The sequence below is a fragment of the Cellulomonas sp. KH9 genome (assembly GCF_900114185.1).
GTDB lineage: Bacteria > Actinomycetota > Actinomycetes > Actinomycetales > Cellulomonadaceae > Cellulomonas.
Map to the genome: position 1 here is coordinate 39178 of NZ_FOSE01000005.1, position 14793 is coordinate 53970.

Sequence of the window (14793 nt, forward strand, 5' to 3'; positions counted from 1 at the left end):
CCTTCGGGAGGGTCAGAACACTCTTCCCGGTCGAAGAGTCACGTGACGATATCACCCAGTCACAGTCCGATGTGGGCGTTTCGCCCGCTACCGCGAGCCCGCGCCGCAGGGACACCGAGCGCAGCACGAACTGCTGCCCCACCTCGTCATGGACGAACACCCAACCGGTACGGGCGCCCGGCCGACAGTCGGACCGGTGGCGCTCGGTGTGGTCCGCCGGTCTCGCTCAGGCCGCGACAAGCGTCGCCGTCGCCCGAGGAGGCGCGCTCTAGGTGTTCTGGGTCATGACGTTGGTGACGCCTGCGCGGAGGCGTGAGGCTGGGGGTCGGTCGCCGGCGGCGGCTCCGGGCTCCAGCCGGGCTCCGGCTCGGTCGGGGGCAGGCCGCGCACGACGTGGACCCGGTCCACCACGGTGACGACGCCGAGCACGACGACGGCCAGGCCGGCCGCCGCGACGACGTCCGTCAGGAAGTGGTAGCCGAGGTACAGGCGGCTGAGTGCGACCGCCGTGGCACCGAGGACACCGACGACCAACCAGCCGACGACGACCGGCCAGGTCCGCCGCCGGCTGGCCACGAGGTAGCCGGCGACCAGCAGGAAGGTCGCCGTGCCGATGGTGTGGCCGGACGGGAACGACCCGGTCGTCTCCGAGCCGGGGATGTACATGGTCTCCTCCGGCGGGCGGGGCCGGGCGACCAGGCCCTTCACCAGGAGCGAGAGCAGCGTCGAGGCGATCATGGCGCCGGCGAGCAGGAGCGGCCGCCACCACTCGCGTCGGAGCACGCCCCAGGCCACGCACGCGACGAGGACGATGATCGGCAGCACCGTCGGACCCGTGACGAACGTCAGCGCGGCGAGGACAGCCGTGACGGCGTCGCTGCGGACGCCGACCAGGAACTCCAGGACCGGCCGGTCCCACAGGGAGAAGTCGTCGCGCTCCTGGACCGCGTCGAACATGCCCCAGAAGACGAGCAGGCCGAGCGCCGCGAGCACGACGCCGGGCACGACGGCCCGGAGCAGGGGCTGGTCGGCGTACCACTCGAGCAGGCGGCGCGGCGGCTCCGGGACGGGCATCCCGCCACGCTACCGACGCTCGTCGCGGACCGCTCCGTGACCGCCGCGGCTCCTGCTCCAGGTCGAGTCCTCCGGCGTGGCCGCCCCACCGTCCACCCCCCACGCGCGGCCGCGTCGCCCACCCTCCCGCCGTGCACGGGGCGGCACCGCGTCGCAGGATGGCCCGGAGGGGAACCGGATGCCGACGGGAGCGACCATGCCCAAGACGACGAAGAGCGGGAAGCCGAAGCAGGGCGAGCTGCCGAGCACGCTGCAGAGGTCGGACGCCAAGGCCCAGCGCACGTTCGCCAAGGCGCACGACGCGGCCGCCGACGAGTACGACGACGCCGAGCGGGCGCACCGCGTCGCCTACTCCGCCCTCAAGCACACGCACGAGAAGGTCGGGGACCACTGGGAGCCGAAGGACGAGAACGGCCCCTCGGACGCCCAGGCCGAGGGCGGCCGGGGCACGTCGCGCCGGACCGCCGAGGGCGTCGACGCCAACGCCTCCAAGCGCCACCTGTACGACGTCGCCAAGCGCCTGGACATCGCCGGCCGGTCGACGATGGACAAGGACGAGCTGGTCGAGGCGATCAAGAAGGAGAACCGGCGCCGCAGCCGGTGAGGCCGGCGGCGGTCGGTGAGACGGGACCGAGCGGCCCACGGGGCCGCCGGTAGGGTGCCGCGCACCCTGACGTCCGGGAGGACCCCGTGCTGGCACTGCCGCCGCCGACCGTGGAGCCGTTCTGCACGCTCCGCGTCGAGCTCGCCCCGATCATGGACCTCGGCCTCGGCCGGTTCGCCCAGCGGCGCATCGTGCCGATCGTCGGGGGGCAGGTCACCGGGCGGATCACCGGCACGATCCTCGGGGTCGGAGCCGACTGGCAGTCCGTGACGCACGACGGCGTGGCCGAGCTGCACGCCCGGTACGCGTTCGAGACACCCGAGGGCGCCCTCGTCGAGGTCGTCAACACCGGGTACCGGCACGGCCCGCCCGAGGTGATGCGGCGGCTGGCGGCGGGCGAGCCCACCCCGCCGGCGTCGTACTCCATGCGCTCGACGGCGCGCCTCGAGAGCGGCCACCCGGACTACCGGTGGCTCAACCGGATGGTGTTCGTCGGCACCGGGGCGCGCGACGTGAGCACCGTGCAGGTCGACCTCTACAGCGTGGGATGAGGACGTCGGACGTGACCGGACCCCGCGTGCTCGTCGCCGGCGGTGGCATCGGCGGGCTCGCCGTCGCCCTGACGCTGCACCAGATCGGCGTGCCGTTCACGGTGCTGGAGGGCGCGCGCGAGCTCGCGCCGCTCGGGGTCGGCATCAACCTGCAGCCCAACGCCGTGCGCGAGCTCGGCGACCTCGGCATCGGCCCCGACCTGCTCGACACGATCGGCGTGCCCGCACGCGAGTGGGCGCTGGTCGGACGCAACGGCCACGACATCTACAGCGAGCCCCGCGGCCTGGACGCCGGGTACCGCTGGCCGCAGTACGCGCTGCACCGCGGGCGGCTGCAGCTGCTGCTGGCGCAGGTGCTGCGCGAGCGGGCCGGCGACGACGCGATCCGCCTCGGCCACCGTGTGACGGGGTACGAGACGCACGCCGACGGCACCGTCACGGCGACGGGGCAGCACCCCGACGGCACGCTCTGGCGCGAGCACGGGACCGTGCTGGTCGGTGCCGACGGCATCCACTCGGCCGTCCGCGCGCAGATGCACCCCGACCAGCCGCCCATCCACTGGGGCGGGATCATGATGTGGCGCGGCACCACGCAGGCCGCGCCCGTGCGGACCGGCTCGTCGTTCGTCGGCCTGGGGTCGGCGCGCCACCGCGTCGTCGTCTACCCGATCTCCCCCACCGACCCCGTCACCGGCCTGGCCACCGTCAACTGGATCGCCGAGCTGCAGGTCGACGCCACCACGTGGCAGCGCAGCGGCTGGTTCCGGCAGGTCGGCGTCGAGGAGGTCGCGCACCACTTCGACGGCTGGACGTACGACTGGCTCGACGTGCCCGACCTGCTGGCGCGCGCCGAGGTCGTCTACGAGAACCCCATGATCGACCGCGACCCCGTGCCGACCTGGCAGGACGGTCCGGTGCTGCTGGTCGGCGACGCCGCGCACGCCATGTACCCGACGGGGTCCAACGGGGCGAGCCAGGCGATCATGGACGCCCGCCACCTGGGCGCCGCGATGCTGCGGCACGGCGTCACCCCGGCCGCGCTGGCCGCGTTCGACACCCAGCTGTGCGGACCGGTCTCGCAGCTGGTCCTGCGCAACCGCGGCGCCGGGCCGTTCGGGCTGCTGGACCTGGTCGACGAGCGGTGCGGCGGGGAGTTCGACGACATCGACGACGTGGTGCCCGCGGCGGAGCGGTCCGCGTTCATGGCCGGGTACAAGGCCGCCGCCGGGTTCGCGGTCGAGCAGCTCAACGCCGCCGGGCCGACCATCGCTCCGGGCGCCCGGGTGGACCTGCAGGCCTGAGACCCCGCCCGGCTCGGGCCCGCGTCGCCTCGACGTCCGGAGCGTGCGGGCCGTCCGGAACGCACGGACCCGCCACCCCGGGGTGCGGGGTGGCGGGTCCGTGCGTCGTCGGGTCGCCCTACGCGACCGCCGTCGCCACCCGCGTCGTGCGGCGGGCCGCCAGCGCCGTCGCGACGAGCGCGAAGACCACGACGGCTGCGCTGACGACGCCGTAGGCCACCACGTCCACCACGGGAGGCCCGTCGAGCACCCCCGCGCTCACCCCGATCAGCGCCGGGACGACCGCCAGCGTGCCGACGACCCAGGCCGTCACGCCCGTGATCGCCGCCTCGACGGTGGTCATGGCCAGGAGCTGGCGACGGGTGGTGCCGGTGCGGTGCAGCAGCGCGAGCTCGTCGCGCCGCGCGACCGTGGTCATGGCCAGCGTGCTGGCGGCCCCGACCGCCACGACGGCGAGCAGGAGCAGGAGCAGCGCCGTCCCGACCTCGTTCTCGTCGCCGGCCCCGCTCATGGCGGTGCTGATGTGGGTCTGCGGGTCCGCCGCCGTGGCGCCCAGGGCGGTGATCGCCGCGGTCGTGGCGGCCGCGTCCGCGCCGTCGGCGAGGTCGACCAGGAGGGTGTCGGCCATGACCGGCAGCCCGTGCGCCTCGGCCGTCGCCGGCCCTGTGATGACCCCCGCGACGCCCATGCCGCGGGAGAACACCGCGACGACGGTCGCGTCGACCTCGTCACCCCCGAGGCGGAGCGTGAGCGTCTCCCCCAGCCCGGCACCGGACGTGAACGCCGTGTCGCTGCTGACGGCCACGGTGTCCGGTGCGTCGATGTCCGCGAGCGACCCCGTCACGACGTCCGGGTCGAGCGCGGTGGTGCCCGCGGGGACGACCCGCAGCGCGGCGGCCTCCCAGGCCAGCGCGCCGCCCTCGCTGTCGGTGCGGACCTGCGCCGGGACCGTCGCGAGCGGCACGGCAGCGGCGACCCCGGGCACCTCGCCGACCTGGGCCGTCAGGTCCTGCGGCGCGTCCTGCGTGGGCGCGACCACGAGGTCCGTGGTGACCGCGGCGACGAACTCCTGCTCGGTCGCGGTCGTCAGTGCCTGGTTCACGCTCGTCTGGATGGTCGCGGCGGAGACGACCAGGGCGAGCGGCACGACGACGGTGGTCAGGCGTCGCGAGAAGCCGCGGACGTTGCGCACGGCGAGCATCGTGGCGGGACGACCACCGGCCGGGTGCATGCGGGCGACCCGGTCGAAGATCCAGCCGACCAGCACCGGCCCGGCGAGCGCGGCCGCACCGATGAGCAGGAACGCCGACAGCGAGGCCATCGCGCTGCCGGTGGTGCCGGGGATCCAGACCGTCGAGAACGCCATGCCCAGACCGCCGAGGGTCATCGCCAGGGCCGTCAGACGGCGTCCGGGACCGACCTGGCGGTCCTCGACGGCGCTCTGCTGGAGCGCCGCGGTGGGTGCGGTGCGGGCGGCCTCCCGGGCGCCGAGCCGCCCCACGGGCACCGCGGTGACCGCGATCAGCGCGACCGCGGCCAGGACGGGCAGCGGGGACAGCGACGACACGAAGTCCGGCCCGACCATCCCGCTGCGTACGAGCAGCGGGTCCAGCAGCCGGGCGCCGAACAGGCCTGCGACCGCCCCGAGCGGCGCGGCCACGAGCGACACGACCCCCACCTCGAGGGTGACGGCGCGCCGCACCTGCGCGGGGGTCGCGCCGACGGCACGCAGGAGCGCGAACTCCCGGCGACGGCTGCGCAGCGCCAGGCTGACGGTCGCCGCGACGACCATCACGACGACGACGATCAGGGTGCCGGCGTACGACGAGGCGAGGGCGACGAGGAGGCCTCCGGAGGCCGGGTCGGCACCGCCCTGCGAGCGCGTGCCCGACTCGAACAGGACACCCGTGACGGCGAGCACCGCCGCGGCGACGGCCAGGACGACGGCGGTGCCGGCGAACGCACCGCGGTGGGCGCGGACGCCCGAGGACGCGAGCTGCCACATCGTGCTCACCGGCCCTTCGCGAGGAGGCGAGCGGTGACCTGCTCGGCGGTGGGACGCTCGAGCCGGTCGACGACCAGCCCGTCCGCGAGCACGACGACCCGCTCGGCGGAGGCGGCCACCCCCGCGTCGTGCGTCACGACGACGACCGTCTGGCCGAGCTCGTCGGCCGTGTCCCGCAGCACCTGGAGCACCGCGGCCCCGGTCCGCGAGTCCAGCGCGCCGGTCGGCTCGTCGGCGAAGACGACCGCCGGCCGTGTGATGAGCGCGCGGGCGATGGCGACCCGCTGGGCCTGCCCGCCGGACAGCTCGCCCGGCAGCCGGTCCACGAGGTCCGGCACGCCGAGGAACTCCAGCAGCGCCGCCTCCCACGCCGGGTCGACCTGGCGGCCCGCGAGCAGGAGCGGCAGCCGGACGTTCTCGCGGGCCGTGAGGTGCCCGATGAGGTTGTACGCCTGGAACACGAAGCCCACGTGCTCGCGGCGGAACCGGGTGAGGTCGTCGGGGCGCATCGTCGTCAGGTCGTGGCCGCCGACCACGACCGAGCCGCGGCTGGGGGTGTCGAGGCCCGCGGCGCAGTTCAGCAGCGTGGACTTGCCCGAGCCGGACTGCCCGACGATCGCGGTCACCGACCCGGCGTGCAGGTCGAGGGACACGCCCCGCAGCGCGTGGACGGGCTCGCGGGCGGGGTAGGTCTTGTGCACGTCGACGAGGCGCACCGCGGTGCCCGTCGTCGCGGCGGTGGTCTGCGTGGCCATGGTCGTCTCCTGGGTGTCGAGGTCGTGGTGCCGATCTCGAACCTAGGAACCGGGCGGGGTCGCCATCGAGCCGCGGAGGACGGCTCCTTGCGGGTTGCATCCTTCGACGGAGGCAGCCGTGCGGGCGTGGCCGGCGTGCGCAGCGGACCACGCCGGGGTGGGATGTGCCCATGCAGACACGACACATCGCCGACGTCCCGGTCAGCGCGATCGGCCTCGGCGGCATGCCCATGTCGATCGAGGGCCGCCCCGACCGGCAGCGCTCGATCGCCACCATCCACGCCGCGCTCGACGCGGGCGTCACGCTCGTCGACACCGCGGACGCGTACCACCTGCACGCCGACGAGGTCGGCCACAACGAGGAGCTCATCGCCGAGGCGCTGCGCACCTGGTCGGGCGACGCCTCGTCCGTCCTCGTCGCCACCAAGGGCGGGCACCTGCGCCCCGGCGACGGGACGTGGACGGTGAACGGCCGCCCGGAGTACCTGAAGCAGGCGGCACAGGAGTCGGCGCGGCGGCTCGGCGTCGAGGCGATCGGCCTCTACCAGTTCCACCGCCCCGACCCGGACGTGCCGTACGAGGAGTCGGTCGGCGCACTCGTCGATCTGCTCGACGCGGGCACGATCCGCCTGGCGGGCATCTCCAACGCGAACCCGGACCAGATCCGGCTCGCGCAGGACGTCCTGGGCGGGCGGCTCGCGTCCGTGCAGAACCAGTACTCCCCCGCCTTCCGGTCCTCGCAGCCGGAGCTCGACCTGTGCGCCGAGCTCGGTATCGCGTTCCTGCCGTGGAGCCCGCTCGGCGGCATCGCGAAGGCCGCCGACCTGGGTGACACGTTCGCGCCGTTCGCGCAGGTCGCGCAGGCACACGGCGTGAGCCCGCAGCAGGTGGCCCTGGCGTGGGAGCTCGCGCAGGCCGACGTCGTCGTGCCGATCCCCGGTGCGTCGCGGCCCGCGTCGATCCAGGACTCCGTCCTGGCGGCGGACCTGCAGCTGACGCGCGAGGAGCTCGACCGCCTCGACGCGGCCGTCTGACACCCCGGCACACCTGGCCCGCCCGCCGCGGGCCAGGTGTGCCTGTCCTTCGTGGCGGACAGGCCCTCGGCAGGCGTACCACTGAGGTATGCGCACGTTCGTCCAGCGCCTGCTCGGCTACCCGGTGGTCCTCGCGACGCTCGCGGTCGCGGCCGTGGGCGGGCTGCTCGAGGCGACGGGCAACCCGACCGCGGCCCGGTGGGTGGTGTCCGCGTTCGCGGTGGTCGTCGCGCTGCTGCAGGCCCGCGGGATGGTCGCGGACCTGCGGGCCGGGAACCACGGCATCGACCTGCTCGCGGTCACGGCGATCGCCTCGACGGTCGCCGTCGGCGAGTACTGGGCGGCGCTCGTGGTGTGCCTCATGCTGTCCGGCGGCGAGGCCCTGGAGGACTACGCCGCGGGCCGGGCCCGGCGCGAGCTCACCGGGCTGCTGCAGAACGCGCCCCGGACGGCGCACCACCTCGGCCCCGACGGGCGGCCGACGGACGTCCCGGTCGACGAGGTGCTGGTCGGCGACCGGCTGCTGGTGCGCCCCTTCGAGGTCGTCCCCGTCGACGGCGTGCTGGAGTCCGACGACGCGACCCTCGACGAGTCGTCGCTGACCGGGGAGTCGCTGCCCGTCGAGCACGCGCGGGGCGACGCCCTGCTGTCCGGCGCGCTGAACGGCGGCGACGCGATCGAGCTGCGCGCCACCGCGGCGGCGGCGGACTCGCAGTACCAGCGGATCATCGCGCTCGTCCGCGAGGCGCAGGACTCCAAGGCGCCGTTCGTCCGGCTCGCGGACCGGGTGGCGGTGCCCTTCACGCTGTTCGCGTTCGTGCTCGCCGTCGCGGCCTGGCTGGTCTCCGGGGACCCGGTGCGCATCGCCGAGGTCCTCGTGGTCGCCACGCCGTGCCCGCTCATCATCGCCGCGCCGGTGGCGTTCATGGCCGGCATGTCCCGCTCCGCGCGGGCCGGGATCATCGTCAAGAGCAGCGGCACCCTCGAGCAGCTCGCCCGGGCGCGGACGGCCGCCTTCGACAAGACCGGGACCCTGACCCACGGGCAGCCGCAGGTCACACGCGTCGACGCGGACGGCCTGGACCCCGAGGACCTGCTGCTGCTCGCCGCGGCCGTGGAGCAGTACTCGAGCCACCCCCTCGCCGAGGCCGTCGTGGAGCGCGCCCGCGGCACGGGCCGGACGGTGCCGTCCGCCGTGGACGTCGTCGAGACCACCGCGCACGGCGTGCGCGGGACGGTCGACGGCCGGGTCGTCGTCGTCGGCAAGGCCGGCTGGGTCGCGCAGGCGACCGGGGCCGCACCGGCGACGACGAACGGCGACACGCGCATCCACGTGTCCGTCGACGGGCGCCTCGCCGGCAGCATCACGCTGGCCGACGAGCTGCGCACCGAGACCGCCGCGACCATGGCCGCGCTGCACCGCGCCGGCATCCGCACGACGATGATGCTCACGGGCGACGGCACGCAGGTCGCCCGGCGGATCGCCGCCGAGGCCGGCATCGACGACGTGCGGGCCGAGCTGCTGCCGCAGGACAAGGTCGACGCCGTCCGGTCCGCTCCCCTGCGCCCGGTGATGATGGTCGGCGACGGCGTGAACGACGCGCCGGTGCTGGCCGTCGCGGACGTCGGCATCGCCATGGGCGCGCGCGGTGCGAGCGCCGCCAGCGAGTCCGCGGACGTCGTCATCACCGTCGACGACCTGTCCCGCGCGGCGCGCGCCGTGCAGATCGGCCGGCGCACCCTGCGGGTCGCGTGGCAGTCGATCGGCATGGGGGTCGGCCTGTCCGTCGCGCTGATGCTCGTCGCGGCGACCGGGAGCCTGCCGGCGCTGGCCGGGGCGTGGCTGCAGGAGGCGGTGGACCTCACGACGATCCTGTGGGCGCTGCTCGCGGTGCGGGCCGGCAGGTCGGAGCGCGCCGAGACGGCACGGCTGACCGCCGACGTGGCGCGCTCGCGCGTCGAGCGGGAGCGCGCGTCGGCGATCGGCGCCGCACCGGCCGCGGCCCCGCGGGGCGTCTGACCGCGGGACCGCGGAGGCCGGAGCGGGGACCGCGCCGCCCGCCTACGCGGTGACGAGCTCCGTGCCGTCCGGCTTCAGGTCGGCCAGCGCGACGCTCTGGATCGCCGGGTCGTCGTACAGGTTCCAGTAGTACGTCGACGTGCGCGACGAGAAGAGGCCGGTGTAGATCGTCTTCTCGAACGCGCCGTCACCCATGGCGGCGGCGCCGTCCACCATCGCGACCTGCTGCAGGGTGTGGAACGCCCGGCTGACGTTCTCGTCCTCGGTGCTCTTGGTCGGGTAGTGGGCGTTGACGTACGCCGCGCGCACGAACCGTGAGGTGGAGTAGTAGTCGCCCGGGATCCCGCGCATGTGCGAGCCCGACCCGAACGGCGTGAGGCTGGCCCGTCCGACCTGCAGGGGCTCGGGGAACTCCGGGCCCGTGTTGAGGTAGTTGCGCAGGTTCTCGTGGTGCCACTCGAACCCGGGCTGGTTGGCCAGGACGTCCACGTCGTCGTCGAAGACGTGCATGCCGGTGGCCGTGTGCTCCACGACGATCGCGCGCTCCGCGTCGGCGATGATCCAGTGCAGCAACGAGCTCGGGAACTTCTCGTTGATGGGCTTGTCGACGATCGTCACGTCCGCGAGCGCGGCCTCCACCTCGTCGACCGTCGCGAACTGCGAGCCCACCCAGAGGGGGAACTCCCACGCGGCGACGTTGGTCCTGCCGTCGACCGGGCCCGGCGCGTACTGCGCGTACCCGGGGAAGTTCAGGCCCGCCACGGCGAGCCCGGCGTCGTTCCCGAGGTCGAAGTACAGCGGCGTGTCCTCCTCGACGATGCCCATGCCGATCGTCGCGTGCCGGATGCTGCCCACTGCACCGAAAGGCGACCTCGGCGTGTAGCCGGTGGGTGTGACGAGCACCCGCTCGCCGTACCCGACCGTCCAGTCGAGGTTGCGGGCGAGGTAGAGGTTGCCGTCACCGTCCGAGAAGCGGATCCCTGTGCACATCTGGTTGCCCCCTGTCTTCGGCGGGGCCGGACGGCCGCGCCGCACCTCGATGATGCACCGCAGTTGCGGAACGGGCACGTCCGGACGGGAGGGACGCCCGGTGGCCCGAGGCGCGTCAGCCCAGCACGCGCACGGCGACGACGGTGCACTGCACGGGGCGCGACTCGTTGCAGCCGCCACCGACCCAGACCTCGACCTCGTCGCCGTCGGAGGGTGCGTCCACCTGCGCGCCGGCGGCGTCGACGACCACGGCGTCCGCGAGACGCAACGTCATGCCCTCGTAGTAGTCGTCGGACACCGTCGTGAGGGACTGCTCGGCGCCGTCGGCCGTCACCGTGCCGGTGACCTCCGGGGAACGGTCCGGCAGCCCGTCCGACGCACACCCCCCGAGCGCCGGCACGACGAGGGCCGACGCCACCAGGCGCGCACGGATGTTCATCCGCCGAGTATCCCGAGCGGTCACGGCGGCGGCCAGTCACCCGTCCGGGCAGGCGCGGTGAGGCGCTCGACCTCGCCGACGACCTGCAGGCAGGCGCCCACGACGCGGTCGCGCCGACCGGGGTCGTGTCGGCGGGCCCGCCGCTGGGTCATCGCTGGGTCAGCGCGCGTCGCCGGGCTCGATCGTCCGGACGACGCGGGCCGGGTTGCCGACGGCGACGACGTTCGCGGGCAGGTCGCGCACGACGACCGCCCCGGCGCCGACCACCGTGTTGTCGCCGATCGTCACGCCGGGGCACACGATGACCCCGCCGCCCAGCCACACGTTGTCGCCCAGGGTGATGGGCTGCGCGGCCTCGAGCTTGTCGCGCCGCGGCTGCGGGTCCACGGGGTGCGTCGGGGTCAGCAGCTGCACGTTCGGGCCGATCTGGCAGTCCTCGCCGATGGTGATGGTCGCGACGTCGAGCGCCGTGAGCCCGGAGTTCACGAAGGTCCGGGCGCCGACGTGGATGTTCTCGCCGTAGTCCACGGCCAGCGGCGGCTTGATGAACGCCCCCTCGCCGAGCGTCCCGAGCAGGTCGCTCAGGATCGCGCGCGCACCGATGTCGTCGGAGGCGACGACGGCCCGCTGGTACGCGTCGACCAGCGCGGTGGCCCGGCGGGCGATGCGCTCGGACTCCGGGTCGTCGGCGATGTAGAGGTCACCGGCGAGCATCCGCTCGCGGTTGGTGCGGGGGTCGCCGGCGAAGTAGTCGTGAGCCATGCGCTCGAACGTACACACCGTCGGCGCAGGTCACGGCACCCCCGCGTGGACGAGGACCTCCCGCTGGTCGGCGCCGTACCGGGCGCGCTTCTCGACGCCCAGCCCGATCTTCGACGCCACCCGCTGGGACGCGACGTTCTGCGGCGCGATGATCGCGATCAGACGCGTCGCCCCCAGCACCTCGCGGGCGAAGTCGCGCGCGGCGAGCGCGGCCTCGGTCGCCAGCCCCTCGCCCTGACGGTCCGGGCGCACGTGGTACCCGACCTCCAGCTCGTCGACACCGTCGACGTGCTGCACCGTCAGCCCGCAGTCGCCGACGAACTCCCCCGTCACCCGGTCCACCAGCACCCACAGCCCGAACCCGTGGTCGCGGTACGAGCGACGCGTCCGGTCGATCCACGCCTGCGCCTCCGTGCGCGTGCGCGGCCGGGGGTAGTGCGCCATGACGACGGGGTCACCGAGCAGCGCGGCCATGTCGTCGAGGTCGTCGTCGGTCATCGGACGCAGCAGCAGGCGGGCGGTGGGGCCGGGGACGTCCATGCCCGCCAGCGTGGCGGCGGGGAGGTGCGACACGCCAGGGGGTCGGTGCGACCGGTCGGCCCCGGACATCGCCCTCCCCTCTCCACCCTTGACAAACAATCTTGTCAAGCGTTGCCTGGTACCCATGCAGGACGTCGAGGTCATCGAGGACGCGGGCACCGCCGCCGTGGCGCTGGACCCGGTCCGGGCGCGGCTGCTCGGCGAGCTGGCCGAGCCCGCGTCGGCCGCCGGGCTCGCCGCCCGGGTGGGCATCCCCCGCCAGAAGGTCAACTACCACCTCAAGGCGCTCGAGGCGCACGGCCTGGTGGAGCTGGCCGAGGAGCGCAGGCACGGCGGGATCACCGAACGCGTGCTGCGGGCGTCCGCCGCGCGGTACGTCGTCTCCCCCGCCGCCGTCAGCGCGTCCGCCGCCCAGCCGGACGCCACCGCCGACCGGCAGTCCGCCGCGTACCTCGTCGCGCTGGCCGGGCGGCTGGTACGGGAGGTCGGCGCGCTGGTCCGCCGGGCCGGGACGTCGGGGGCACGCGTCCCCACGCTGACCATCGACACGCAGATCGGGTTCCGCTCCGCCGCCGACCGCGCGGCCTTCGCGGACGACCTCACCGCCGCGGTGCTCGACCTGGCCGCGCGCTACCACCACGACGACGGGCGCCCGCACCGGCTCGTCGTCGCCGCGCACCCGCTGCCCGAGGAGGACGCATGACCACCGCACCGCACGTCCCGTACCGCCTGCAGTTCGACGTCGAGGTCCCCGGGACCCCCGAGCAGGTCTGGCAGGCCATCGCCACCGCCCGCGGCCTGAGCTCCTGGTTCCTGCCCACCCGCATCGAGGAGCACGAGGGCGGCACCCTGCACTTCGCCATGGGCGAGGACATGGGCTCCGACGGCCACGTCACCGCCTGGGATCCGCCCCGCCGCCTCGTCTACGAGGAGGACTGGGCCGCCCTCATGGGCAAGAACCCGGACGACCTGAGCCCCATGACGTCGGAGTTCGTCGTCGAGGCGCGCTCCGGCGGCACGTGCGTCGTGCGCGTGACCACCAGCGGCTTCGGCACCGGCGCCGACTGGGAGCAGGACTGGTGGCAGGACATGGGCGCGAGCTGGAGGCCCTCGTTCGAGGTCCTGCGCCTGTACCTCGCGCACTTCGCGGGCCAGGAGGCCACCGTGCTCGAGGCCGACGCCACCCACCCCGGCGACGAGCCGACGGTGTGGGCCGCGCTGCGCGACGCGCTCGGGCTCGGCGACGCCGGGTCGACGCTCGACGTGCGCGGGGCGGCCGGGACCGTCGAGAGCGTCGGCCCGCGGCACGCGGTCGTCCGCCTCACGGACCCCGTGCCGGGCGTGCTGAGCGTCGGCGTGCACGACGCCGGCGAGGGCACGACGAACGCGTCCGTGCGCGCGCACCTCTTCTCCCCCGACGCCGCCGCGTACGTGCAGCGCGAGGAGCCGGCGTGGCGCGACTGGCTGCAGGGGCTGAGCGTCCCGGCGTGAGACGCCCGCGCGGGCTCCTGGCCCGCGCGGCGGCGCGGTCCCTACAGTGGGCACCGCGCCGACTCGTCCCGATCGTCCCGGTGCACCCAGGGGTGTCGGCGGGGGCCCGCGCCCGGTGGGGCCGACGCCCCCGTCGAAGGGACCACCGATGCGCTCCAGCCTGACGACCACCCTCGCCGCCGTCGTGGCACTGACACTCGTCACCGCCGCCCCGGCGGCCGCGCACGACACGGGTCAGCGGCACCGCCCCGACCTCCCGACGACCTACCTGCTGGACCCGGTCGGCCCGGCGGCGGACGACATCTACCCCGAGGGCGTCGCCGCCCGGGGCGAGGAGTTCTACGTCTCCAGCACCACCGACGGGACCATCTACCGCGGCCGGCTCGACGAGCCGACCGCGGTGCCGTTCCTGCCCGGCGGTCAGGACGGCCGCACGATGGCGGTCGGGCTGAAGGTCGACGGCCGCACGCTGCTCGTCGCCGGGGGCGCCACCGGCCGCGTGTGGGCGTACGACCTGCGGACCGGCGGGCTCACCGGGTCGTGGCAGGTCGCGCAGGACGGTTCCCCGACGTTCGTCAACGACATCGCCGTCGGCCCGCGCGGTGACGTGTACGTGACGGACTCGATGCGCCCGGTGCTCTACCGGATCGACGCCCGCGAGCGCCGCACGGCCAGCACCGCGCTGCTCGAGCCCGTCGTGTCCTTCGAGGGCACGGACTTCACGTACGACCAGGACGTCAATGCCAACGGGCTGGTGGTCTCGCGCGACGGGCGGTACGCCGTGGTGGCGAAGACGCGGACGGGCGAGCTGTTCCGTGTCGGGCTGGCCGACGGGAGCGTCGTGAAGGTCGACCTCGGCGGCGCCTCGGTGGCCGGTGACGGCCTGCTGCTCGACGGGCGGCGGCTGCTCGCGGCCGAGTGGACGGCCGAGCCCCAGTCGGTCGTGGCCGTGGACCTCTCCCGGGACCTGAGCTCCGGGACCGTCGTCTCCCGCACGACGGACCCCACCTTCGACGACCCGACGACCATCGCCCGGGCCGGGCGCAGCCTGCTGGTGGTCAACAGCCAGTTCGAGACCCGCGCGGCCGGTGGGACGCCGGAGCCGTTCACGGTGTCGCGCATCCCGCTGCCCTGAGCCCCGGGGCACGACGCGCCGAGCGGTGGCACGGGGGGCACCGCCGTCCCTACAGTGGCGTCTGCGCCGATTCGGCCTGATCGTCCCGGTGC

15 protein-coding genes are annotated in these 14793 nt (G+C 74.7%); 8 read left to right on the forward strand and 7 right to left on the reverse strand.

Translation table 11 applies throughout. The features are described 5' to 3' along the window. Positions 1 to 282: 282 nt before the first annotated feature. Entirely contained in the window at positions 283 to 1074 is a 792-nt protein-coding gene (locus BMZ16_RS15820; RefSeq protein ID WP_089802284.1) for a phosphatase PAP2 family protein, read from the reverse strand. Positions 1075 to 1270: 196 nt separating this feature from the next. Here BMZ16_RS15820 and BMZ16_RS15825 point away from each other — a divergent pair, with 196 nt between their 5' ends. The 3 genes from BMZ16_RS15825 to BMZ16_RS15835 all read left to right on the forward strand — a co-directional run bounded on the left by BMZ16_RS15825 (position 1271) and on the right by BMZ16_RS15835 (position 3530). Next, positions 1271 to 1678, forward strand: a complete 408-nt coding sequence (locus BMZ16_RS15825) for a ChaB family protein (RefSeq protein WP_089802901.1) — start codon at positions 1271 to 1273, stop codon at positions 1676 to 1678. A gap of 86 nt (positions 1679 to 1764) precedes the next feature. Then, positions 1765 to 2229 (forward strand): DUF3237 domain-containing protein, encoded by a 465-nt coding sequence (locus BMZ16_RS15830; RefSeq protein ID WP_089802287.1) that lies wholly within the window; start codon positions 1765 to 1767, stop codon positions 2227 to 2229. A gap of 11 nt (positions 2230 to 2240) precedes the next feature. Next, positions 2241 to 3530 (forward strand): flavin-dependent oxidoreductase, encoded by a 1290-nt coding sequence (locus tag BMZ16_RS15835; protein WP_089802289.1) that lies wholly within the window; start codon positions 2241 to 2243, stop codon positions 3528 to 3530. A gap of 118 nt (positions 3531 to 3648) precedes the next feature. Here the strand turns inward: BMZ16_RS15835 and BMZ16_RS15840 are convergent, their stop codons facing one another. Next, on the reverse strand, positions 3649 to 5535 hold the full coding sequence (locus tag BMZ16_RS15840; RefSeq protein ID WP_255366781.1) for an ABC transporter permease: 1887 nt from the start codon (positions 5533 to 5535) through the stop codon (positions 3649 to 3651). A 5-nt stretch (positions 5536 to 5540) separates the two neighbouring features. Continuing rightward, positions 5541 to 6290: an ABC transporter ATP-binding protein gene (locus BMZ16_RS15845; protein ID WP_089802293.1), complete on the reverse strand. Its 750-nt coding sequence runs from the start codon at positions 6288 to 6290 to the stop codon at positions 5541 to 5543. Positions 6291 to 6460: 170 nt separating this feature from the next. On the opposite strand from BMZ16_RS15845, the gene BMZ16_RS15850 reads away from it, so the two are divergent. Together BMZ16_RS15850 and BMZ16_RS15855 are read left to right on the forward strand one after the other, a co-directional pair. Next, complete coding sequence (locus BMZ16_RS15850; protein ID WP_089802295.1) at positions 6461 to 7324, forward strand: aldo/keto reductase; 864 nt, start codon at positions 6461 to 6463, stop codon at positions 7322 to 7324. Between the two features lie 88 nt (positions 7325 to 7412). After that, entirely contained in the window at positions 7413 to 9344 is a 1932-nt protein-coding gene (locus BMZ16_RS15855; RefSeq protein WP_089802296.1) for a heavy metal translocating P-type ATPase, read from the forward strand. A gap of 42 nt (positions 9345 to 9386) precedes the next feature. Here BMZ16_RS15855 and bsh read toward each other — a convergent pair whose 3' ends face one another. From bsh to BMZ16_RS15875, 4 genes are all read right to left on the reverse strand, one after another. Next, positions 9387 to 10334 (reverse strand): choloylglycine hydrolase, encoded by a 948-nt coding sequence (gene bsh, locus BMZ16_RS15860; RefSeq protein ID WP_089802298.1) that lies wholly within the window; start codon positions 10332 to 10334, stop codon positions 9387 to 9389. A 115-nt stretch (positions 10335 to 10449) separates the two neighbouring features. After that, positions 10450 to 10773, reverse strand: coding sequence for a hypothetical protein (locus tag BMZ16_RS15865; protein ID WP_089802299.1), 324 nt, complete (start codon positions 10771 to 10773; stop codon positions 10450 to 10452). Positions 10774 to 10932: 159 nt separating this feature from the next. Further along, on the reverse strand, positions 10933 to 11535 hold the full coding sequence (locus BMZ16_RS15870) for a sugar O-acetyltransferase (protein WP_089802300.1): 603 nt from the start codon (positions 11533 to 11535) through the stop codon (positions 10933 to 10935). A gap of 30 nt (positions 11536 to 11565) precedes the next feature. Next, positions 11566 to 12108 (reverse strand): GNAT family N-acetyltransferase, encoded by a 543-nt coding sequence (locus tag BMZ16_RS15875; RefSeq protein WP_255366754.1) that lies wholly within the window; start codon positions 12106 to 12108, stop codon positions 11566 to 11568. 91 nt (positions 12109 to 12199) lie between these two features. On the opposite strand from BMZ16_RS15875, the gene BMZ16_RS15880 reads away from it, so the two are divergent. The 3 genes from BMZ16_RS15880 to BMZ16_RS15890 all read left to right on the forward strand — a co-directional run bounded on the left by BMZ16_RS15880 (position 12200) and on the right by BMZ16_RS15890 (position 14701). Beyond that, positions 12200 to 12778, forward strand: coding sequence for an ArsR/SmtB family transcription factor (locus BMZ16_RS15880; RefSeq protein ID WP_089802301.1), 579 nt, complete (start codon positions 12200 to 12202; stop codon positions 12776 to 12778). Then, a complete protein-coding gene (locus BMZ16_RS15885) occupies positions 12775 to 13566 on the forward strand; it encodes an SRPBCC family protein (RefSeq protein WP_089802302.1) in 792 nt (263 codons plus the stop codon). The genes BMZ16_RS15880 and BMZ16_RS15885 overlap by 4 nt, the downstream gene beginning before the upstream one ends. Before the next feature lie 148 nt (positions 13567 to 13714). Next, the gene (locus tag BMZ16_RS15890; protein ID WP_089802303.1) at positions 13715 to 14701 is read left to right on the forward strand and encodes an SMP-30/gluconolactonase/LRE family protein; all 987 of its coding nucleotides are present in this window, start codon (positions 13715 to 13717) and stop codon (positions 14699 to 14701) included. The last annotated feature ends 92 nt before the right edge of the window (positions 14702 to 14793 follow it).